The sequence below is a fragment of the Pseudomonas sp. FR229a genome (genome assembly GCF_030209115.1).
In the GTDB taxonomy this organism is placed as follows: Bacteria; Pseudomonadota; Gammaproteobacteria; order Pseudomonadales; family Pseudomonadaceae; genus Aquipseudomonas; species Aquipseudomonas moraviensis_A.
The window spans coordinates 158,012-178,800 of record NZ_JARVSP010000021.1; the positions used below are offsets into that span (position 1 = coordinate 158,012).

The window sequence follows — 20,789 nt, forward strand, 5'->3', positions numbered from 1 at the left end:
TTACCACCAAAGCTGATTTGCGGGTTCACCCCTGACTGCGTTTGCGAGCAGATTGTCGGACAACACTGCAGCTACCATTGTGGCGAGGGAGCTTGCTCCCGCTGGGTTGCGAAGCAGCCCTCTGCATTTATTCAGGCGCAGCGCATTTACAGGTTTTACGACTGCTGCGCAGCCGAGCGGGAGCAAGCTCCTTCGCCACAAAAGCGGATCGCATTGATCTTCCTGACCAATGCAACAGCTCTAGGCCGCTGCTTTGCTCTGGAACGCCCGTTCTAGAGCCGTTGTAGGAAAAATTTCCATGGTGCTCAATGGCCATCAACGGCTATGCTAGGCTGGATCCAAACAATCACAGGTAATACCGGTTTTACGTCTACTCAAAGGGAATGGGGGGGCTTCCTGACACAACCGGACGAGCCACGCTGGGGCTTCAATGCGCTATTTGCTGATGTTGCTGTTTTGCTTGCCCCTCATGGCGAGCGCTGTCGAATTCGACGAATTCACCCAGAGCCTGCCGCTGGGCCGATCGCTGCAAGTGTTCGAAGACCCGAGCGGTCAGGCGACGATTGCCGACGTCCGTGCGCATGATGCTGCCGGCCAGTTCAAAACCCACGATAAAGCCACGCTCAATGCCGGTTACTCGCGTTCGGCGTTCTGGCTGAAGATCGATCTGCATTACCGTCCGAGCAATCCGACCGCCCAGCGCACCTGGCTGCTGGAGCTGGCATATCCGCCGCTCGATCACCTCGATCTCTATCTGCCCGACGCCAGCGGTGCATACCGACTGGTGCGCCAGACCGGCGATGCCTTGCCTTTCGCCAGTCGCGAGATCCGCCAGAACAATTACCTGTTCGACCTGCCGTTCAAACCGAACCAACAACAGACGCTGTATCTGCGACTGGCCAGCGAAGGCTCGATCCAGGCACCGGTAACGTTGTGGTCAAGTACCGCGTACCTGGAAGACCAACCGGTGCGCCTGTATGTGCTCGGCATTATTTATGGCGTGCTGCTGGGGATGCTGGTCTACAACCTGTTCATCTACCTGAGCGTGCGCGACACCAGTTATCTCTATTACATCTTCTACATCGGCTCGTTCGGCCTTTATCAATTGTCGGTGAACGGCGCAGCGGTCGAATATTTCTGGCCGGACAACCCGTGGTGGGCCAATGCTGCGACGCCGTTCTTCATTGGATGCGCCGGACTGTTCGGCAGCCAGTTCGCCCGCAGTTTCCTGCAGACCAAAACCCACAGCCCTTGGCTGGATCGTTTGCTGATCGGTCTGATTGCCTTCAGTGCAATGGTGGTCGGTCTGTCGCTGATGACCAGTTACGCCCTGGCCCTGCGCCTGGCGACCACACTGGCGCTGACCTTCACCGTGGTGATCTTCGCCGCCGGGATTCTTGCCTGGTGGCGCGGCCTGCGCGTGGCGCGTTATTTCATCATCGCCTGGTCGGCATTCCTGCTCGGCGGCATCGTCAATACGCTGATGGTGCTGGGCCTGCTGCCCAACGTGTTCCTGACCATGTACGCCAGCCAGATAGGCTCGGCGATCGAGGTCGCGCTGCTGTCGCTGGCGCTGGCCGATCGCATCAACGCCATGCGCGAACAACAGGCGCAGACCTTGTACGACGCCGGGCAGAAGCTCGAGGTGCTCAACCAGCAACTGGCCCACAGCAACAAGCTCAAGGATGAATTCCTCGCCACCCTGACCCATGAACTGCGCACGCCGATGAACGGGGTGATCGGTTCGCTGGAGCTGATGCAGACCGTCGACCTCGATCCCGAACTGGAGCAGTACCAGCAGACTGCCGCCGGATCCGCCCGCGACATGATGCGCATGGTCAATGGCATCCTCACCCTGACTGAATTGCAGGCCGGCAAGCTCAAGGCCACGCCGGGCAGTTTCAGCCTGCGCGCAGTGGTCGAAGCGCTGCGCGTGCAGTTCGAGGGAAATGCGGCGGGCAAGTCGCTGGACTTCAAGGTCGACGTGCTGCCGATCCTGCCGGATCGCTTGCTTGGCGACAGCGCGAAACTGGCGCAGTGCCTGGAATGCCTGTTGGACAACGCCATCAAGTTCACCCGTGTCGGCGGCCTTGCGCTACGCGTCACCGGGCGGCCGTCGATGGATAACCGCATGGCGCTGTCGTTCGCGGTGATCGACACCGGCATCGGTTTCACCGATCTCGGCGAGGCGACCCTGTATCAGCGCTTCTTCCAGCTCGATGGTTCGATGACTCGCGAATACGGCGGCCTGGGGGTGGGTCTGGCGATCTGTCGGCAACTGGTCGAATTGCTCGACGGCAAACTCACCCACCGCTCCGAGCCCGGACGCGGTAGCCGTTTCCAGCTCGATGTCGAATTCGAGCTGCCGGTTATCGAAGCTCCTGCGGATCAGCCGCCCCGCGATTGCATTCGTGCGCCGCAGGATTGCACGGTGCTGCTGGTGGATGACAACAGCGTCAATCAACTGGTGATGCGCGGCATGTTGCTCAAGCTCGGTTTCCGCGTGCGCAGCGCTGACAACGGCGCCGCCGCGCTGGACTGCCTGCAACGGGAAAGCTTCGATGCGGTGTTGATCGATTGCCAATTGCCCAGCCACGAAGGCGCGTCGTTGTGCTGCCAGATCCATGCGCTGCCGGGCTGTGCGCACCTGCCGGTATTCATGCTGGCGTTGACGGCTGACCGCGAACACTGCACCCCGGGCGCGGCCATCGACTATCTGCCCAAACCGGTGAAATTCGAGGATCTGCAGGCTGCGTTGCAGCGCCGTGTACTCAGCTGTTGAGGGGGTAAAAGCGCCGCAAAAACGGCGCGTATGACACTTTGTTCAAAAAAGCACCAGTGCTTAACTGGTGCCATTGCTGAACAAGGAGCGCCGTCATGAACCTGCATCAGTTCGCCGAAACCCACGAAGTCACCAATCAGCCGCCGTCGCTGGACGGCACCAACCTGTACCGCATCGATCTGCCGCTGCAGGAGTGGTCGCGGCGTTTCGGCGCTGGTTGGGCCGAGTCGCGGATCGATGCCTATGGCGCACTGGCGGGCGGGCCTTTGATGGAGGCAGGGTTTCTCGCCAATCAGAACAAACCGGTATTTGCCAGCCATGATCGCTACGGTCACCGCATTGATCTGGTCGAGTTTCATCCGGCTTATCACGAACTCATGCGTACCGCGATCGAACATGGCCTGACCTCGCTGCCCTGGGCGCACCCGCAGGACGGCGCCCATGTCGCCCGCGCGTCGATGACTTATCTGCACAGCCAGGCTGAAGCGGGCAGTGGGTGCCCGTTGACCATGACCTTCGCCAGCGTGCCGGCCCTGCGCTTGCAGCCGGACCTGGCTGAACAGTGGCTGCCCAAAGTCCTCGCCACCGAATATGATCCGCGCAATGTCGGCATGGCGCACAAGGCCGGCGTGACCATCGGCATGGCGATGACCGAGAAGCAGGGCGGCACCGACGTTCGTGCCAATACCACCAAGGCTTATCCGGTCGGCGCCAGCGGCCCGGGGCAGGCGTACGAACTGGTCGGGCACAAGTGGTTCTGTTCGGCGCCGATGTGCGACGCCTTCCTCACGCTGGCGCAGACCGACAAGGGCTTGAGCTGCTTCCTGCTGCCGCGCCATCGCCCGGACGACACGCGCAATCAGTTCTACATCCAGCGTCTGAAAAACAAACTCGGCAACCAGTCCAACGCCTCCAGCGAAGTGGAATTTCGTGGCGCACTGGCGTGGATGGTCGGCGAAGAAGGGCGCGGCGTGCCGACCATTATCGAGATGGTGGCGATGACCCGTTTCGATTGCATGGTGGGTTCCAGTTCGCTGATGCGCCAGGCGCTGACCCAAGCCAGCCATCACTGCGCTCATCGCAAGGTCGGTGGCAAATTGCTCAGCGAGCAGCCGCTGATGCAAAACGTGCTGGCGGATCTGGCCCTGGAAAGCGAAGCCGCGCTGGCCCTGAGTCTGCGCATGGGCAGGGCGCTGGACAACCTGAATGATCGCCACGAAGCGCAGTTCGCGCGGCTGGTGACGGCGGTGGGCAAATACTGGATCTGCAAGCGTGCGCCAGGAATGATCAACGAAGCCGCCGAATGCATGGGCGGTGCCGGCTACGTCGAAGACAGCATCCTGCCGCGCCTGTACCGCGAAGCGCCGGTGAATTCGACGTGGGAAGGTTCGGGGAACGTGCAGTGTCTGGACGTACTGCGCGCTTTGTCGAAAGAGCCGGGCGTGCTCGACGTGCTGTTCAGCGAACTGGGCGACGGCCATGGCGACAAGCGTCTGGCTGCGCATATCCAGCAGTTGCAGGCGCAATTCAAGGACACCGGTGATATTCAGTACCGGGCGCGGCAGTTGACCGAAGACATCGCGCTTGGGTTGCAGGCCAAGCTTCTGTTGGAGGCGGGGAATTCAACCGTCAGCGATGCCTTCATTGCCAGTCGCCTGAGCGGTGGAGGCCGCGTCTACGGCGCATTGCCCCGTGGGCTGGACGTCGAAGCCATCGTCGCCCGCTCGACCCCACAGCTTTTCTGACCCCACGAAACCCTTGTAGGAGTGAGCCTGCTCGCGATAGCGGTGCATCAGTCAATGCAAATGTCGACTGGTAGACCGCTATCGCGAGCAGGCTCACTCCTACAGGGATCGTATGTGACCGACATAATGTGCGGTTGCCAACATGCCACTGTTCCCGTGCGACCACGATGCAGGCAAGATGAAGCTCTGCAAGTCAGAACACAGGAAGCTGATCGTGACCGAAGCGTTTATTGTCGTTCAAACCGCCGAACAAGCCGTGGATCGTCTGGCCGAGCTGCATGAGCGGGCCACCACTGCGCTGAATTCTGCCCTCAAGCGTTACCTCAAGGACCGCGTCGAACCCGACGCCGAACAGCGTGCCCTGTTTCGCTATCCCGAACTGCGTCTGACCTATCACTGCCAGGGCGAAGTGCCGCAGACCACCCGCGCTTACGCCAAGGTGCAGTTGCCGGGCACTTACAGCGTCACCGTCACCCACCCGGCGGCGTTTCGCAAATACCTGCTCGAACAACTGACGCCGTTGATGCACGACTTCACTGTGACCGTCGAAGTTGGCGTCAGCCAGCAGAACATTCCGTATCCGTATGTGGTCGAGCAGGGCGATGAACTGGCCGGTTCCGGCGTCACCGCAGCCGTGCTGGCGCGGGTGTTCCCGAGTACCGATCTGTCCGCTGCCACTGATGGCATTGCCGACGGTCTCTACGACTGGGAAAACACCGATCCGCTGCCGCTGGCGCTGTTCGATGCCGCGCGGGTCGACTTCTCGTTGCGCCGTCTGGTGCATTACACCGGCAGTGACTGGCGCCATGTGCAGCCGTGGATTCTGCTGACCAACTATCACCGCTACGTCGACCAGTTCATCGTTCATGGCCTGGAGCAACTGCGCAATGACCCGCGATTCGTGCGCATGGTCCTGCCGGGCAACGTGATCATCGAGAAGAGCATGGATCACGGCGAAGCCTCGGCCATCGCCGCCGGTGTGGTCTGGCACCGTTACCAGATGCCGGCCTATCACCTGATCGCCAACGACGGCCATGGCGTCACGCTGGTGAACATCGGCGTCGGCCCGTCCAACGCCAAGAACATCACCGACCACCTCGCCGTGCTGCGTCCGCATTGCTGGCTGATGATCGGCCACTGCGGCGGCCTGCGTCAGTCGCAGACCATCGGCGACTACGTTTTGGCTCACGCCTATATGCGCCGCGACGGCATTCTCGACCGCGTGGTGCCGCCGAACATTCCGATCCCGGCCCTGGCCGAAGTGCAGCTTGCCCTGCAGCAGGCAGCGGCGAATGTTACCGGCGAGAAGGGCGACGACCTGAAGAAACGCCTGCGCACCGGCACGGTTCTGACCTATGACGACCGTAACTGGGAACTGCGCTGGGCGCAGGAGCGGCCGTTGATCAACCTGTCCCGCGCGGTCGCAGTGGACATGGAAAGCGGCACGATCGCAGCGCAAGGTTATCGCCTGCGAGTGCCGTACGGCACGCTGCTCTGCGTCTCGGACAAACCGCTGCACAGCGAAATCAAATTGCCGGGGTCGGCCAACGCCTTCTATGAGCGTGCGGTCAGCCAGCATTTGAAGATCGGTATCGAAGCGGTGGATCTGCTGCGCACTGAACTCAACTCGCTGCACTCGCGCAAACTGCGCAGCTTCGACGAACCGCCGTTCCGCTAACGGTTATTCGTGGTCATTTGGCGGTCAGGGCACTAGCATTAACAGCCCTGATCGTTAGATGTCCTGTTCGCCATGTCCCGTCCTCCACGTCCACCTTCGCGCCGTCCCGGTGTGAAACCGCAATCGTCCTCGCCACGCCGTGTCGCAAAAGCGCCGCCGGCCGAGCCGAAACTGATCCTGTTCAACAAACCTTTCGACGTGCTGACGCAGTTCAGCGACGGTGATGGGCGGGCGACGCTCAAGGATTACATCGATGTGCCGGGGATTTATCCGGCCGGACGTCTGGATCGCGACAGCGAAGGTTTATTGCTGCTGACCAACGACGGTCAGTTGCAGGCGCGCATCGCCGATCCGAAACACAAACTGGCGAAGACCTATTGGGTGCAGGTGGAGGGCGAGCCGACGGCCGAGCAGTTGCAGCGCCTGCGTGATGGCGTTGAGCTGAATGACGGCATGACTTTGCCGGCCGAAGCGCGGCAGCTGGACGAGCCTGAGTTGTGGCCGCGCAATCCGCCGGTGCGCTTTCGTAAAAGCGTGCCGACGAGCTGGCTGGAACTGGTGATTCGTGAAGGACGCAACCGTCAGGTGCGGCGCATGACCGCGGCGGTCGGGTTGCCGACGTTGCGCCTGGTGCGGGTCAGGATTGGTGACTGGACGATTGAAGGGCTGGATCAGGGCCAGTGGCAGCAAGTGCCGGCGCGCTTATAAAGCGCCGGATTCGATCAGGCCGATCACCACGCTCTTGATGATGAACGCGGCCACGCCCAGCCCCAGCACGAAAAACAGAATCAACGAGCCAAACCGCCCGGCCTTGGACTTCTTTGCCAGATCCCAGACGATGAAACCCATGAAAATGATCAGGATGCTGACCAGACCGGTCATCATCCACTCTTCAAATACGGCTGGATCCATTGGGTTTCTCCGGCATGGGCGCGGCTAAAAGGGCGCGGCGAGTATACGTCAAGGTGTGTGGGGTGGCATTGATCTGGGTCTGATCTGACGACTGACCCTCACCCTAACCCTCTCCCGGAGGGAGAGGGGAATGACCGAGGTGTCTGGCGTCTTACATCGACCTGAAATATCGAGTCGATTATGGATTCACAACAGAACTTTCAGGTCGGCGTACTTCTAGAGCATCTCTCGGTCGGCTCCCTCTCCCTCCGGGAGAGGGCTGGGGTGAGGGCTTTTGATCAGCTACGCAAATGAGTCAACGGCAATTCAGTGCTGTTGAGCACCTGATTCAACACAAAACTCGAGCGCACACTGGTGACTCCTTCAATCCGGGTCAGATGCCCCAGCAGCAACTTCTGATAGTGATCCATATTCGGCACCACCACTTTCAACTGGTAATCGGCATCCACCCCGGTCACCAGACTGCACTCCAACACCTGCGGCAACGTGCGAATCGCCGCTTCGAAATTCTCGAAGCGTTCCGGCGTATGCCGGTCCATGCCGATCAGCACATACGCCGTCAGGCTCAAGCCGAGCATCTTGCGATCGAGCAACGCCACCTGACGGGAGATATAGCCGTCGTCCTCCAGTTGCTTGACCCGGCGCGAGCAGGGCGAGGGCGACAGACCGATGCGCTCGGCCAGTTCCTGGTTGGAGATACGGGCGTCACGCTGCAATTCCGCCAAAATACTCAGGTCGTACCGGTCGAGTTTGCTCATCAATCTGTCCTTGGTCGTAACTATTGCGGCGGATTATCTATCCAGGGTTAAAAATTGCGCAAGCAGTGTTTAATTGAGCAATTTTCGCAATCATCTGTCGCGGCCTCAGGCCTATTCTTATCACCAGAATCACTGCTCGGTAACACAGTCCACGCGGCCCGCCCAATCAGGCCCGCCGCGGCCGCCACCCCCACCGGGGATGTGCCGGCCCCCGAGCTGCACACTGTCCAGAAGACGGCGTGAGGTGAGCCGACGTCAAAAGCGTCGAGCCAGGACGAAGTTCTCTAGAAGGGAGGCCGACGGGTCTCCCTTTTTTCTTGCCTGCGATTTCATCTTGGCGCCTCAATAAATAAGTCCCGCGACTGATAACCTGTTGCAGAACCCGGTAGGCCAGTTTCGAGTCTCAGCAACAGGCCCTCCCAACGACAGGCTCCCGCAGTGAGGAAAAGCATGAATTCGCGCATCTGGCGTCTGGCCGGTGTTGGTTTGCTGTGTGTGGGTGTCGGTGCGCAAGCGCTGGCGGATGAGCCGCAGAATCGCGGGCCGGGCAACGGGCCGCAGAACGACGGGATCATCCGTGGCGACAACAGCCGTCAGTTCGAACACAACGGCCAGCCGCCCAACAATGACGGGCAATGGCAGAACCGCAACCGTGCCGATGATCGTCCGCAACCGCCTCGGCAACCGGGCAACAACTTGCCGATCCAGCCGCGGCCCGACGCCGTGCGCCAGACGCAGGAGCCGCGTCAGGGCTACTACCGCGACGAACGCCCGCAGAACGGTTATCACAATCAGCAATGGCAGACGCAGCCGCGTCCCGATGACAACCGCTGGCCGGGTCGTCCGAACGGTCATGGCAATGGCTGGGGCCCCGGCCCGCAGTATCGACCGGGTCATGTAATCGACCGCTTCCCGGATCGCGATTACCGCGTGCCGTATCGCGGTCAGGATTACTTCTATTCCGGCGGCTACTGGTACCGCCCGCAAGGCCCACGCTACATCGTCGTGCAGCCACCGCGCGGGATCCGCATCCAGTATTTGCCGGATTACGCCCGTGAGGTGTGGATCGGTGGTTCGCTGCTGTTCCTCGCCGCCGGTTCCTATTACGCCTATCAAGAGGCGACGCAGGATTACGTGGTGGTCGAGCCGCCGCTGCAGCAACAGCCACAACCGCAATCCCAAGGCTATGACGTCGAAGCCTACCCGGCCAACGGCCAGTCGCCGCAGCAAGTGCAGCAGGACGGTTATCAGTGCTCTCAGTACGCGGTGCAGCAAAGCGGTTTCGACCCGCGCACCGCGACCTACCAACCGGCACCCGAAGTGGTTCAGGCCTATCGCCAGGCGCAGGGCAACTGCCTGAGCAGTCGCGGTTATCAGGTTAGATAGAAGCAGCTGCGAGCTGCAGGTTTTCAGCTACAAGCTACAAGCTTGAAGCTAGAGGCTTGTCGCTTGCAGCTGCTTTTACAGGGTCGGCGTGCACCAGCACTTCGGCCTTCGGATAAACCTTGTGAATCGCCGCTGCCGCTTGATCGCTGATGCCATGGGCGACTGACAGGGTCAGTTCGCCCGGCAGTTCCAGATGCAATTGTACGAACCAGTGATTGCCGGAAATCCGCGTGCGCAGGTCATGTGCGCCGAGCACGCCCGGCACGCTGCAGGCCAGTTCGAGCATGTGCTGGCTGACATCGGTCGGCAGTTCTTCGTCCATCAACACCGAAAAACTCTCGCGGGCAATCTGGATCGCGCTCCAGAAAATATACGCAGCGATCCCCAGGCCGAACCACGCATCCAGTTGCGCGAAACCCATTCCGGCCAGCACCAGCGCGATCAGGATGCTGCCGTTGAGCAGCAGGTCCGAACGGTAATGCAGCGAATCGGCGCGTACGGCGTTGGAGCCGGTCTGCTTGATCACCCGATGCTGCAACATCAGCAGCGCCGCCGTCAGCAGCAGCGAAAACACGATCACACCGATGCTCAGCCACGGCGCGCCAAGCGGCTCCGGCGTCTGCAAGCGCTGGTAAGCCTGGAACGCGATCAACACCGCACTGCCACCGATGAACAACGCCTGCGCCATGCCCGCCAGGGATTCGGCTTTGCCGTGGCCGTAACGGTGATCGTCATCCGCCGGGCGCAGCGCGTAATGCACCGCCAGCAGATTGAGCATCGAGGTGACGCCATCCAGCGCCGAGTCGGTGAGGCCGGCAAGCATGCTCACCGATCCGCTGAGCCACCAGGCAATCGCCTTGGCGACGATCAGCGTGCAGGCGACCGCCACCGATGCGCGGGTCGCCAGCCGCAGAAGACGGGCGTGTTCGGGGCTGGAGGTCATTGAACGTCCTTTTTCAGGCGGCCGGTTGCAGGCCGAACATCGCCAGTTGCTGAGTGCTGCCCTTGTGCTGAATCAGACGCGGGTCGTCGAGAGGAAAGTCTTTACCCAGTTCGCTCTCAAGAATCGCCTGCAACTTGTGATTGTCGACCTGCCCGTCCGGGCCGATGGCTTGCTGGAGCTTGGCCGGATCGATCTGCGCGGTGTGGCCCGGTTCGAAATAGATCGCCCCGGTGGCGAAGTCGACGGCAAACGCGATCAGCCCGGGAATGATGTAGAACAGCAGGCCGACGGCATCGAGCACGGCAATCGCCGGGTCGATCTTGCCGTCGATCTGGCCACGGCGGTCCGGGTAGAAGATCGAACCGCACGCCGACAGTTGCGTGAGCAGGGTGGCAACCAGAACACCGCCAATCAGGCGAGAGGGTAAGCGCATGGAAATGTCTCCTGAGTCATCAAATAACGAAGCTTCGTCTTGTGAAGTTAAGACCCTGACGAACGTCAGACAGTTCGTCGTTATACTCGCGGCTCTGTTTGGGAGCCAGCATGATTTCTTTGCCGATCGACGATGTTTTACCCGCCCTGCGTGAAGCCCTCGCGTCTCGCCACGAAGCCGTGCTCGAAGCACCGCCCGGCGCCGGTAAGACCACCCGCGTGCCCTTGGCCTTGCTCAATGAAGCCTGGCTGGCCGGGCAGACCATCGTCATGCTCGAACCTCGACGTCTGGCTGCGCGGGCGGCGGCGGAGCGTTTGGCCAGCGAGCTTGGCGAACAGGTCGGTGAAACCGTCGGTTATCGCATCCGCCTCGACAGCAAGGTCGGCCCGAAGACGCGTATCGAGGTAGTCACCGAAGGCATCCTCACCCGGCGCTTGCAGGACGACCCGGCGCTGGACGGCGTGGGCCTGCTGATCTTCGACGAATTTCATGAACGCAGTCTCGACGCCGATCTGGCGCTGGCCCTCAGTCTGAACGGTCGCGAGCTGTTTCGCGCTGAACAGCCGCTGAAGATTCTGCTGATGTCGGCCACCCTCGAAGGCGAGCGTTTGGCCGGGTTGCTCGATGACGCGCCGATCCTGCGCAGCGAAGGCAGGATGTATCCGGTGACGATGCGCTGGGGCCGGCCGTTTCAGCCGGGTGAATACATGGATCAGCGCGTCACGCAAACCGTGCTTGAGGCGCTGCACGACGAGGCCGGCAGCCTGTTGGTGTTCCTGCCCGGGCAAGCAGAGATCCGTCGCGTGCATCAGCAATTGGCCGACGCCATTGGCGAGCGCATAGACGTCTTGCTGTGCCCGCTGCACGGCGAACTCGACCTCAATGCGCAACGCGCGGCGATCGATCCGGCGCCGTCCGGTCAGCGCAAAGTGGTGCTGGCGACCAACATTGCCGAGACCAGCCTGACCATCAACGGCGTGCGCGTGGTCATCGATGCCGGGCTGGCGCGCGTGCCGCGTTTCGACCCGGGCAGCGGCATGACCCGTCTCGACACGCAACGAATCTCCAAGGCCAGCGCCACCCAGCGTGCCGGCCGCGCCGGGCGTTTGGAGCCGGGCGTGTGTTATCGCCTGTGGTCGCAGGATCAGCATGAACAACTCGCGGCTTATGGCAGCGCGGAAATTCTCTCGGCGGATCTGGCCAGCCTCGCTTTGCAACTGGGGCGCTGGGGCGTCACGCCGAGCGAACTGGTCTGGCTCGACGTGCCGCCTGCCGCCGCGTATGCCCAGGCGCAGGATCTGCTGCAACGGCTCGGCGCCTTGCACGGCGACACGCTGACGACCCACGGCCAGGCCATGGCTGAACTGCCGGCGCATCCACGCATTGCGCACTTGTTGTTGCGCGGTCAGGCGCTGGGCCTGGCGGCGATGGCCTGCGATGTGGCGGCACTGCTCGGCGAGCGCGATATCCTGCGCGGCGCAGGTGCGGATTTGCACAGCCGATTGGTCCTGCTTTCCGGCGAAGAGCGCGCCGGTCGAGGTGCGCAGGGCGGGGTGCAACGCGCCCGGCAACTGGCTCGGCAGTATCGCGGCTACCTGCGCGGCAAGCCGAGTGAGCAGGTAAACGACCCCGAGCATCCGCGCTGGCTCGGCGCACTGCTGGCGCTGGCCTACCCGGATCGCGTCGCTCAGCAACGGCGCGCCGGTGGTGCCGAATACCGTTTGGCCAACGGTCGCGCTGCGCTGTTCGCCGAGGCCGACAGCCTGATGAAGCATGAGTGGATCGTCATCGCCGACCTCGGCAGCCGTCAGGGCCAGCGCGAAGAACGTATTTATCTGGCGGCGGATTTCGATCCGGCACTGTTCGATTCGGTGCTCGCCGAACAAGTGCGCAGTGTCGATCAACTGGATTGGGATGAGCGCGAAGGCGTGCTGCGCGCCGAGCGTCAGCGCAAGGTCGGCGAGCTGATTCTCAGCCGTGAACCGTTGACCGGTCTTGATGAAAACGCACGCAGTCAGGCCCTGGTCAATCAGGTCCGGCGCAAGGGGCTGGAGTTGCTGCCGTGGACGCCGGAACTGCGCCAGTGGCAGGCGCGGGTGGCGCTGTTGCGCCAGCTCGATCTGAGCACTCAGGACGAGAGCCAGTGGCCGGATGTCAGCGATGCGGCGCTGCTCGATTCGCTGGAAGACTGGTTGATGCCGTATCTGGGCAAGGTCTCGCGGCTCAGCCATTTCGCCAACCTCGATCTCTCGAGCATCGTGCGCAACCTGCTGCCGTGGCCGCTGCCACACAAGCTCGACGAACTGGCACCGCATCATTTGAGCGTGCCGTCGGGCTCATCGATTCGACTGGATTACAGCGAACAGCCACCGATTCTCGCGGTACGTCTGCAAGAGCTGTTCGGCTTGGCTGATACGCCACGGATTGCCGGCGGCCGGCAAGTGGTCAAGCTGCATCTGCTCTCGCCAGCGCGGCGCCCGGTGCAGGTCACCCAGGATCTGGCCAACTTCTGGCGCAGCACCTATGCCGAGGTGAAGAAGGATCTGAAGGGGCGTTATCCGAAGCACTATTGGCCGGATGATCCCTTGGTCGCCGAAGCCACCGCACGGGCAAAACCACGGGGCACCTGACCTGCAATGGCAGCGCGCCATTAGCCCATCCGTGCTAATTGCCCTCGTTAGTTCAGGCTCCCAAAATCGCGGCCTGAACAATAACAAGTGTTGCGCCTGCAACTTGTGCCCAAGGAACGGAACTGCCCATGACCTCTTTCTTCAAGTTCAAGAAGTTGATCTTCTTGTCGGCTGCGCTATTGGCCGCCTCCAGTTCGGCCATGGCCGAGGAGCCCAATCCGATTGGCGACTGGTGGATTATCTACGGCAACGGCGTGCCCCAAAAAAACATCATGTACGTAGCGGACGCGACATCGGTGGTGCCTTCGCAGAAAACCAAAGGCGCGACCATGGTCGCGGTGACCCTGGTTTATGAAGAGCCCGGCAAACCGATGATCGACGTCTACAACCTCGAAGCCCAGTGCTCTACCGGCAAGGTTCGGTTTATCAATGGCCAGTCCATCGAGCGTCTCGCTTACACCATGCGTCATCTGAAAGTTGCCAACCAATGGCAGACCCCGAAAGAGTTCTGGGTCCAGCAGGCGCTGAAGTTTGCCTGCGCGCCGGGCAGTCGCGCGAAAAACGACATGGCCGCCGTGGGCAAGATGGAATACCTGCAGATGATCGAAATGCTGCAGCAGATGTTCTTCAAGCTCGCGCCGATTCAGCAAAAGAGCCAGATGATGGACAACATCGACAGTCTGCTCGAACTCAAGAAATAAGCCGGGGCGTCAAATGACTTACACACGTTTATGGTTGGCAACCCTGTTGGCGGGGTTGCTGTTGAGCGGCTGTTCCACCATTGCGCAGAACCGCTGGGAAGGCCGCGATCTTCAGGAAGCACTGGACCTGTTCGGCACTCCCGATTCGATGAAAAAGGAAATCGGCGCGAACGGCGAACCTTTGGCTGTGCTGACCTGGTACAAGTCCGCGAGCTGGACCACCACCGAAGCGGCCGGTACTTCAATGAACCATACCGGCAATGGCATGGTGTACACCGAGCACTACCAACAGGTCGGTCATAGTTCTACCTGCAAGTTGCAGGCGAAGATCAATCAGCAGAAGAAGATCGCCCAGTTCCTGATCGAAGACGGGCGAATACTGCACGGCAAGTGCGCCAATGTTCGCTATGTTCCGGGCTACGTTCCGCCGGGGTTCTGAGCCGACCGCAGGCTATCTCGATGCGAACACAGTCTCGGTCCAGCCCTGCAAAGTGTATTTGCGATAGATCGGCGCGGGGATATCGGCGTATGGGGCAGAGACGAACGACTCCGGAATCACCGGGTCGGCTTCGTCGATCACCAGTATGTTCGCCGGGTTGTAGAAGTCGTAATCCAGCACATGCCTGTTGGTGGTAATGACTTTCTTGCGCGCGGCCATGGCTTCGAAAAAGCGGAAGCTCAAACCGGCCTGGCCGGGCTTGGAAATGTCGAGAATGATGCGCGAACGCTTCACCAGTTCGCCAACCGATTCGAGTGACATCCGCTGCTCGAAAAAGGTGATTCCCGGATGCGCACCGGGAATCGGTTTGCACTGCACCAGAAATTTGTAATCGGTCACACCCAATTGATCGAATGCTCTGGCCAGACCTTCCAGCGCGGGCACTCGATCTTTCCCCGCCATCACCACAAAAGCTGAATATTCGCCGGGATCGCCATCGGCGACATAGTCGTCGTAAATAAAATTGTGCAGTTTTTTCAGACCGTATTGCTCGGCATTCTCCGGGTCGAACGAAAACACCTCGTCGTACACGGCCAGCGCCTCACGGCTCATGGGCCAGCGACTGAAGCTGTCGTAGAGGTAGGCAATCCTGCGTTCGCTTGCGCTCAGCGCTGTCGTCAGTTGCTTCGGCTCGATTTGCGCCGGGTTGATGATCAGGGCAACGTCGAAGCGCCCCCCAGCCGCCACGGCCTTGCTGAACTGGCGCAACTGCGCCCAGCGATTGAGCGGGCGCCGCAAGATCTTCGGTGCGCGGTCGAAGGGTTTCGCCAGCGCAGCAGTGTCGATGAAGCAAACCTGGTCGGCGATACTCAAGTGCTCCGCGAGTTTGCGTGCGTAGCCACCGATGTCCTTGCATACCAATAAAATCTTCATGCTTTTCCATGTCTTGAATTCGGCGCGGTCGGGCCGTGGACTACCGATTGAGCTAGGGCGCCGCTGGCAGCAGGAACCGCGCAATCACGGGTAAGTGGTCGGAGATGCGCAGGGTATCGTCCTGCCGTACTTGCGCTTCCACGCGCTTGAGTCTGGGGCTGTAGAACAGATAATCGACCGTGCGATCCGGGCCGTTCAGGCCGGGGTCGTTGGGGTAATGGGTGAGCCATCTGGCCCGGTCGATGCCGCCGGCTTCGTTGTTGGTCGGGATCATCGGGTACTTGTCCCACAGCAAGTGCAGTTCGCTGTCGGCGGAGTAGGGCGTGCGGCGCTCGACGGGCAGGCGCCGGTACTGGCCCAGCGGCAACAGATTGAAATCACCACCGATCAGCCAGGGCAAGCCTTGGCTTTCGTATTTGTCGAGCACTTTGGCCACGGCGGCCACCTGCGCCTGCAAGTTGCCGTCCGGCTGGCTGGCGCGCTGCAAATGGGTGTTGAACACGGTCAGTTGTCCGCCATCGCTGAGCGGCAGTTTGACTGCCAGCAAGGCGTCTTTGGGCTGGAACTGACGGCTGATGAAGTTGCTCGGGGCGACCGGCAGTTGCAGGCGCTCGGCGTGTTCGATGCGATAGCGACTCAACGTCGCCAACTGGCGGCCGACGCTGCCGTAGATATGGGGCTCGGGGACGAAATCGGCTTTCCAGTCGAAGGCGCTGGCACTGCACGGATACAGGTCGGCGACGCGTTCCTGCAACAGCTTGAGCTGATTCTGGTAATCGCTGGCCTTGGCACCGTCGTCGAGTTCCTGCAACAGCACCACATCGGGTTGTTCGTCGCGAATCACCCGCGCCACTTCGTCGAGACTGAAGGCCATGTCTTCCAGCGTCGGCGCGTCGTCGTCGCCCTGCGCGAGATCATTCCAGAACACGTAGCGCTTGCCGGCGAGGAACTGCACGTTCCAGGTCATGACTTTCAACGCTTGCCCGGGCACCAGCGTCGGCGCCGTGGTGCTGCAATTGACCGGCAGGGTTTCGCGGGCGTCCGGGCGCCAGGTCAGGCTGAACAGCAGCACGCCGAACAGGACGACGGCGATGATGACGAGCAACAGGGTGTAGCGCAGCAGACGGGTCATGGCTCGGCTTATAGCGTTACAGAAAGTGGCTCCGAGCATACCTGACGGCAGCGGCGAAGCCCAAGCACGGCGCGGTCAGACTGCTCCGTTACGTTTGTCAGGCAATTCGCTGATCAGCATGAACAGGCGGAACAGCACGACGCTGGTGAACAGTTGCAGGAAGCTGTGGGCGCTGTCGATCAGCCCGGCGATCAGCGGATTCTGCGGCTCGGGGTAGACCGCCAGCGTCGCGCCCTTGAGCAGCCACAGCGGCGTCATCACACAGAGAATGCACAGCAGGATGCGCCAGAAATGCCCGCGGGTCAGACGCAGACTTTCCTTCATCGCCTGCAACGGCCCGAGGCCACGCAGCACCAGCAGGTATTCGGCGAACGCGAGCATGACCATCAGCATCAGGCCCGGCAGGAAGTACAGCGACAGGCCGAGCAGAATCAGCAGGGTGTTGAGTGCGGTCAGCACGGCGAAGCGCGGCCACAGGGTTGCAGCCATCGCCAGCAGGTCGCGGTTGCGCGGCGACTCGCCACGGCTGCGTGCATCGAGAAACAGAATCAGCGCGGCGGTGTACAGCGGATATACCAGGAGGCCGACGATGATGCTGACCCCGGCAAAGGTGTCCGGCCCGGTGGCGTGATCGACCGCCTGCTGCAGGAAGGCTTCGACAATCACCAGCGGCAGGCACAACTGCACGATGCTGCCCAGATGGCGTTTGAAAAAATACAAAGAGTCGCGCAGTACTTCGAGGGCATTCATCAGTCGGTATCGCAGGTCGAAAACAGTGGCTCACTTTAACCGATGCAACGCGGGCCGACACAAACGTAAACATTCGGTAAAGGCCATTGAAACGTTTTGTCACTGTCTCCATTACAGGAGAGCCCCACACCCGGAGTGGGCGTGGGCACGTTATTACCGGCAATCTACGAGGTCGCCATGAACAGCGAAGAGCAAACCCTGATCGATGGACTGTTTTCCCGGCTGCAGCAGGCCGAAACGGAGGCAGCCCCGCGCGACGCCCAGGCCGAGGCGCGGATCAAGGAACACCTGACACGCCAACCGGCGGCAGGCTATTTCATGACCCAGGCGATTCTGGTGCAAGAGGCCGCGCTGAAAAGCCTCGACGAGCAGAACAAACAGCTGACCCAGCAGGTCCAGCGTCTGCAGGCCGAGCTGCAATCGGCCAAGGCCCAGAGCGGCGCTCCGGCAGCGAGCGGCGGCGGTGGGTTTCTGTCGAGTATCTTTGGCGGCGGCAGTTCGCGTCCGGCGCCGAGCCAGAGCGCAGCACCGTCGTCCAACGGCGGCTGGCGCGAACCGGCGCCGCAGCAGAGCTACCAGGCGCCGGTTCCACAACAGAACTTCGCCAACGCGCCGCCCAGCTATGGGCAGCAGGCAGCCCCGCCGGCGGCCAACAGCTTCCTCGGCGGCGCGCTGAAAACCGCCGCGGGCGTGGCCGGCGGTGTAATGCTGGCGCAGGGCATCAGCAGCCTGTTCCACCACAACCAGCAACCGGAAGAAATCGTCGAGATCATCAAGGAAGAACCGGCGCAGGTCGCCGACCAGAGCAACAGCGGCTGGGGCGATGATCCGCGCGTGGCGGACAATGGCTTTTCCGGCAATGACCAGAACGGTTTCAGCGACGCCGATTACAGCGATGACAATTCATCGCTCTTCGATGACGACGACTCCTTCGTCTGACCAACGGTCAGCACCGACCCGGGTGGCGAGGGAGCGTGCTCCCGCCGGGGCGCCTGGCGGCCCTTTCCTTTGAAAAGAGGGGCCTGCTGCGCAGCCCAGCGCGAGCAAGCTCCCTCGCCACACTGCTATTTACTGGCATACTGGGCGCCTTTTTCGGGCCTGAACGCCTGACCCCGCTTCGTGCGCTTGCGCGCTCACAGGAACTCCGGTGAAAAAAATCGCAGTGTTCGCCGATGTGCAGAACCTCTACTACACCGTGCGTCAGGCCTATGGTTGTCACTTCAACTACGCCGCACTGTGGGCGGACATCAGCAAGAACGGGCAAATCGTCGAGGCCTACGCCTACGCGATCGACCGAGGCGACAGCAAGCAGCAGCAGTTCCAGCAGATCCTGCGCAACCTCGGCTTCACCGTGAAGCTCAAGCCCTACATCCAGCGCAGCGACGGCTCGGCCAAGGGCGACTGGGACGTAGGTATCACGCTGGACATCATGGACGCCGCCGACCATGTCGACGAAGTGGTGCTGGCCTCCGGTGACGGCGATTTCGACATGCTGCTCGAACGCATCATCAACAAACACGGCGTGCAAGCGGTGGCCTACGGCGTTCCTGGCCTGACCGCCAACTCGCTGATCCGCGCCGCCAGCCGCTACGTGCCGATCGAAGGCGCGCTGCTGTTGAAGAACTGAGCTGAACCATTGATTTGAACGGAGTACACCCCGGTTTGGAACGCATTGCAGTCATCGACTTTGAAACCACCGGTCTGTCGCCGAACAGCAGCTGCCGCGCTACGGAAATTGCCGTGGTCATGCTGGAAAACGGCCGCATTGTCGAGCGTTACCAGAGCCTGATGAACGCCGGCGTGCGCGTCCCCGCGTTCATCGAGCAACTGACCGGCATCAGCAACGCCATGCTGCGCACCGCCCCGCCCGCCGAACGGGTGATGGAAGAGGTCAACGAATTCGTCGGCTGCACGCCGTTGCTGGCGCACAACGCCTCGTTCGACCAGAAGTTCTGGGATTTCGAACTGGGGCGGATCAAGCGCACACGCCTGCAGAATTTCGCCTGTTCGCTGCTGCTGGCGCGGCGCCTGATGCCGGCGGCGCCGAATCACAAGCTCGGCACGCTCACCACGTTCGCGCGCCTGCCGCACACCGGCCAGGCTCACCGGGCCATGGCCGATGCGGAGATGGCGGCGAACCTGATGGCGCATCTGGCGGATGAGTTGCGCGGCAAGCATGGGGTGCGCGAGTTGAATCACGACCTGCTGTGCAAGTTGCAGAAAGTCCCTGCCGCAAAAGTCGGCGAGCATTTGCAGCGTTATCGCTGATCCCTGGCCCACTGCAGAGTGCTGTACACACCACCTTAACCATTATGGGATAAGACGATGTGTACTTTGAAACATCAAATGTCTTCTAGGAGCTGCCGAAGGCTGCGATTTTTGATTTAGGCCAGACTGTTGAATTGCTGGCTATTGATCTTGCTTACCGGCATGAAGCCTGTCGTTTTCTTGAAGTTCATAGCGTGTACAAAGTTCTTCATCGAGTCTGATGGGTCGATGCTTTGCATGTTGAGCTTGGACAGTGTCTCGCGAGAAATAGCGACGCTGAGGATGGGCTGATCCTCTAAGTGGCCGGTCGCGGAGTTGAGGAGTAAGTCAACGGCCGTAACAATGAAGAGGTGTTCGGGAAGAATATTTAGCAGTTCTTGACCCACACGCAGAACGCAGCTGGATACGTAGTCCTGTAACAGCTCATTAAATTTACTGATCGGCATTTTTTTCACCGACAGTTTTCCACTCTGTAGCAGCGACTTGATGTCTTGAGGGATCACTTTGGTTCCGTGTACCGAGAGTGTGCATTCGAGAATGCCGTTATCTGCGACCGAGAAATTAATTGACGTGCCCAAGTGGGAAATATCCGTGAACGGATTCACGCGCAGAACCGCATCAATTTTTGATTGGCCATTGCCAGCGAGAATTCCTAGCGCGAGTTCGTGATCTATTTTCCAATCCTGATGCTCGTTTTCCCACTCCGCTATTTCTTGAGCCAACTGCTGCGTGTCTTTGGCAACCGCTGCTTGAATAGCGTGTTCCAGTTTTTTACGCTGTCTGGCCTCAAGTTTTAACGTGCGCGCAATGAAGCCAGGTTTATACCTGGCCTGTCTCGCCCTCGCTTGGTTTTCATGAGCATTTAGTGCGGCTGGTTTTATCGGTGGAGGTTGATTCGCGAACTCACTCCAGTCGATCCTTTCGCCGCAGTCTTTATGCACTGACAGTAACAAATCTATGTGATTTTCGTAGACCTCAACTTCGTAGGCGGCCTGCTCAAGAACCTCCATTTTCTCGAACTCTTTCTGACGTACCTGCAATTCTCGTTGCCGCCGTTTTGAGTTGAGCTCAGCTCTTCTCGCTGATGCCTGCATTGAGCGTAGGGTTCCCTTCCAAGTCATTTTTGAACTCCTTTCATGTCCTTCGGTTTTTTTGAGAAGGGTCAATTCTCGGCATGTTCAGGACATTAGCTGCTGCGCTGGTTGGCGTCCATCGAACAAAAGTCTTCCGTAATCGGTTTGTTTAATTATGTGAATGACTCGGCGAAGCATCCTACTGAAGTTTAGGGGGAATCCGTCT

General features: G+C 60.6%; 19 protein-coding genes. 11 read left to right on the forward strand and 8 right to left on the reverse strand.

Going from position 1 to position 20,789, the window contains the following annotated elements; all coding sequences use genetic code 11:
* The first annotated feature begins 430 nt into the window (after positions 1 to 430).
* The 4 genes from QRN33_RS17155 (at position 431) to QRN33_RS17170 (ending at position 6,913) form a co-directional block, all read left to right on the forward strand.
* Entirely contained in the window at positions 431 to 2,782 is a 2,352-nt protein-coding gene (locus tag QRN33_RS17155) for a hybrid sensor histidine kinase/response regulator (protein WP_285409409.1), read from the forward strand.
* Between the two features lie 95 nt (positions 2,783 to 2,877).
* Positions 2,878 to 4,527 (forward strand): acyl-CoA dehydrogenase family protein, encoded by a 1,650-nt coding sequence (locus QRN33_RS17160; protein WP_285409410.1) that lies wholly within the window; start codon positions 2,878 to 2,880, stop codon positions 4,525 to 4,527.
* A 178-nt stretch (positions 4,528 to 4,705) separates the two neighbouring features.
* On the forward strand, positions 4,706 to 6,205 hold the full coding sequence (amn, locus tag QRN33_RS17165) for an AMP nucleosidase (RefSeq protein WP_161806087.1): 1,500 nt from the start codon (positions 4,706 to 4,708) through the stop codon (positions 6,203 to 6,205).
* 72 nt (positions 6,206 to 6,277) lie between these two features.
* On the forward strand, positions 6,278 to 6,913 hold the full coding sequence (locus tag QRN33_RS17170; RefSeq protein WP_285409411.1) for a pseudouridine synthase: 636 nt from the start codon (positions 6,278 to 6,280) through the stop codon (positions 6,911 to 6,913).
* On the opposite strand, the gene QRN33_RS17175 is transcribed toward QRN33_RS17170, so the two are convergent.
* Together QRN33_RS17175 and QRN33_RS17180 are read right to left on the reverse strand one after the other, a co-directional pair.
* Positions 6,908 to 7,117 carry a DUF2788 domain-containing protein gene (locus QRN33_RS17175; protein ID WP_042610560.1) on the reverse strand — a complete coding sequence of 70 codons (210 nt, stop codon included), beginning with the start codon at positions 7,115 to 7,117 and terminating at the stop codon, positions 6,908 to 6,910. The two genes, QRN33_RS17170 and QRN33_RS17175, sit on opposite strands and share 6 nt — an antisense overlap.
* A gap of 278 nt (positions 7,118 to 7,395) precedes the next feature.
* Complete coding sequence (locus tag QRN33_RS17180) at positions 7,396 to 7,875, reverse strand: Lrp/AsnC family transcriptional regulator (protein WP_285409412.1); 480 nt, start codon at positions 7,873 to 7,875, stop codon at positions 7,396 to 7,398.
* A 450-nt stretch (positions 7,876 to 8,325) separates the two neighbouring features.
* Between QRN33_RS17180 and QRN33_RS17185 the strand changes: the two genes are divergently transcribed.
* A complete protein-coding gene (locus tag QRN33_RS17185) occupies positions 8,326 to 9,261 on the forward strand; it encodes a DUF6515 family protein (RefSeq protein ID WP_285409413.1) in 936 nt (311 codons plus the stop codon).
* Positions 9,262 to 9,295: 34 nt separating this feature from the next.
* On the opposite strand, the gene QRN33_RS17190 is transcribed toward QRN33_RS17185, so the two are convergent.
* Together QRN33_RS17190 and pmcY are read right to left on the reverse strand one after the other, a co-directional pair.
* Entirely contained in the window at positions 9,296 to 10,204 is a 909-nt protein-coding gene (locus QRN33_RS17190; RefSeq protein ID WP_285409414.1) for a cation diffusion facilitator family transporter, read from the reverse strand.
* 13 nt (positions 10,205 to 10,217) lie between these two features.
* The gene (gene pmcY, locus QRN33_RS17195) at positions 10,218 to 10,637 is read right to left on the reverse strand and encodes a periplasmic Zn2+ metallochaperone PmcY (protein WP_123420036.1); all 420 of its coding nucleotides are present in this window, start codon (positions 10,635 to 10,637) and stop codon (positions 10,218 to 10,220) included.
* A 110-nt stretch (positions 10,638 to 10,747) separates the two neighbouring features.
* On the opposite strand from pmcY, the gene hrpB reads away from it, so the two are divergent.
* The 3 genes from hrpB to QRN33_RS17210 all read left to right on the forward strand — a co-directional run bounded on the left by hrpB (position 10,748) and on the right by QRN33_RS17210 (position 14,407).
* A complete protein-coding gene (gene hrpB, locus QRN33_RS17200; protein ID WP_285409415.1) occupies positions 10,748 to 13,267 on the forward strand; it encodes an ATP-dependent helicase HrpB in 2,520 nt (839 codons plus the stop codon).
* Between the two features lie 128 nt (positions 13,268 to 13,395).
* Positions 13,396 to 13,968: a hypothetical protein gene (locus QRN33_RS17205; protein ID WP_042610554.1), complete on the forward strand. Its 573-nt coding sequence runs from the start codon at positions 13,396 to 13,398 to the stop codon at positions 13,966 to 13,968.
* A 13-nt stretch (positions 13,969 to 13,981) separates the two neighbouring features.
* Positions 13,982 to 14,407 (forward strand): hypothetical protein, encoded by a 426-nt coding sequence (locus QRN33_RS17210; protein ID WP_064364073.1) that lies wholly within the window; start codon positions 13,982 to 13,984, stop codon positions 14,405 to 14,407.
* A gap of 12 nt (positions 14,408 to 14,419) precedes the next feature.
* Here QRN33_RS17210 and QRN33_RS17215 read toward each other — a convergent pair whose 3' ends face one another.
* The 3 genes from QRN33_RS17215 to QRN33_RS17225 all read right to left on the reverse strand — a co-directional run bounded on the left by QRN33_RS17215 (position 14,420) and on the right by QRN33_RS17225 (position 17,222).
* Positions 14,420 to 15,340: a WaaS/CpsH family glycosyltransferase gene (locus tag QRN33_RS17215; RefSeq protein WP_064364074.1), complete on the reverse strand. Its 921-nt coding sequence runs from the start codon at positions 15,338 to 15,340 to the stop codon at positions 14,420 to 14,422.
* A 52-nt stretch (positions 15,341 to 15,392) separates the two neighbouring features.
* Positions 15,393 to 16,472 carry an endonuclease/exonuclease/phosphatase family protein gene (locus QRN33_RS17220; protein WP_042610551.1) on the reverse strand — a complete coding sequence of 360 codons (1,080 nt, stop codon included), beginning with the start codon at positions 16,470 to 16,472 and terminating at the stop codon, positions 15,393 to 15,395.
* 75 nt (positions 16,473 to 16,547) lie between these two features.
* Positions 16,548 to 17,222, reverse strand: a complete 675-nt coding sequence (locus QRN33_RS17225) for a YciC family protein (protein WP_016773061.1) — start codon at positions 17,220 to 17,222, stop codon at positions 16,548 to 16,550.
* 177 nt (positions 17,223 to 17,399) lie between these two features.
* Here QRN33_RS17225 and QRN33_RS17230 point away from each other — a divergent pair, with 177 nt between their 5' ends.
* From QRN33_RS17230 to QRN33_RS17240, 3 genes are all read left to right on the forward strand, one after another.
* Complete coding sequence (locus QRN33_RS17230) at positions 17,400 to 18,161, forward strand: DUF2076 domain-containing protein (RefSeq protein WP_285409457.1); 762 nt, start codon at positions 17,400 to 17,402, stop codon at positions 18,159 to 18,161.
* A 208-nt stretch (positions 18,162 to 18,369) separates the two neighbouring features.
* The gene (locus QRN33_RS17235; RefSeq protein WP_016773064.1) at positions 18,370 to 18,849 is read left to right on the forward strand and encodes a LabA-like NYN domain-containing protein; all 480 of its coding nucleotides are present in this window, start codon (positions 18,370 to 18,372) and stop codon (positions 18,847 to 18,849) included.
* A 35-nt stretch (positions 18,850 to 18,884) separates the two neighbouring features.
* A complete protein-coding gene (locus QRN33_RS17240; RefSeq protein ID WP_042610549.1) occupies positions 18,885 to 19,490 on the forward strand; it encodes a 3'-5' exonuclease in 606 nt (201 codons plus the stop codon).
* Positions 19,491 to 19,606: 116 nt separating this feature from the next.
* Here the strand turns inward: QRN33_RS17240 and QRN33_RS17245 are convergent, their stop codons facing one another.
* Positions 19,607 to 20,611: a KIAA2012 family protein gene (locus QRN33_RS17245; protein ID WP_285409416.1), complete on the reverse strand. Its 1,005-nt coding sequence runs from the start codon at positions 20,609 to 20,611 to the stop codon at positions 19,607 to 19,609.
* Positions 20,612 to 20,789 lie beyond the last annotated feature (178 nt).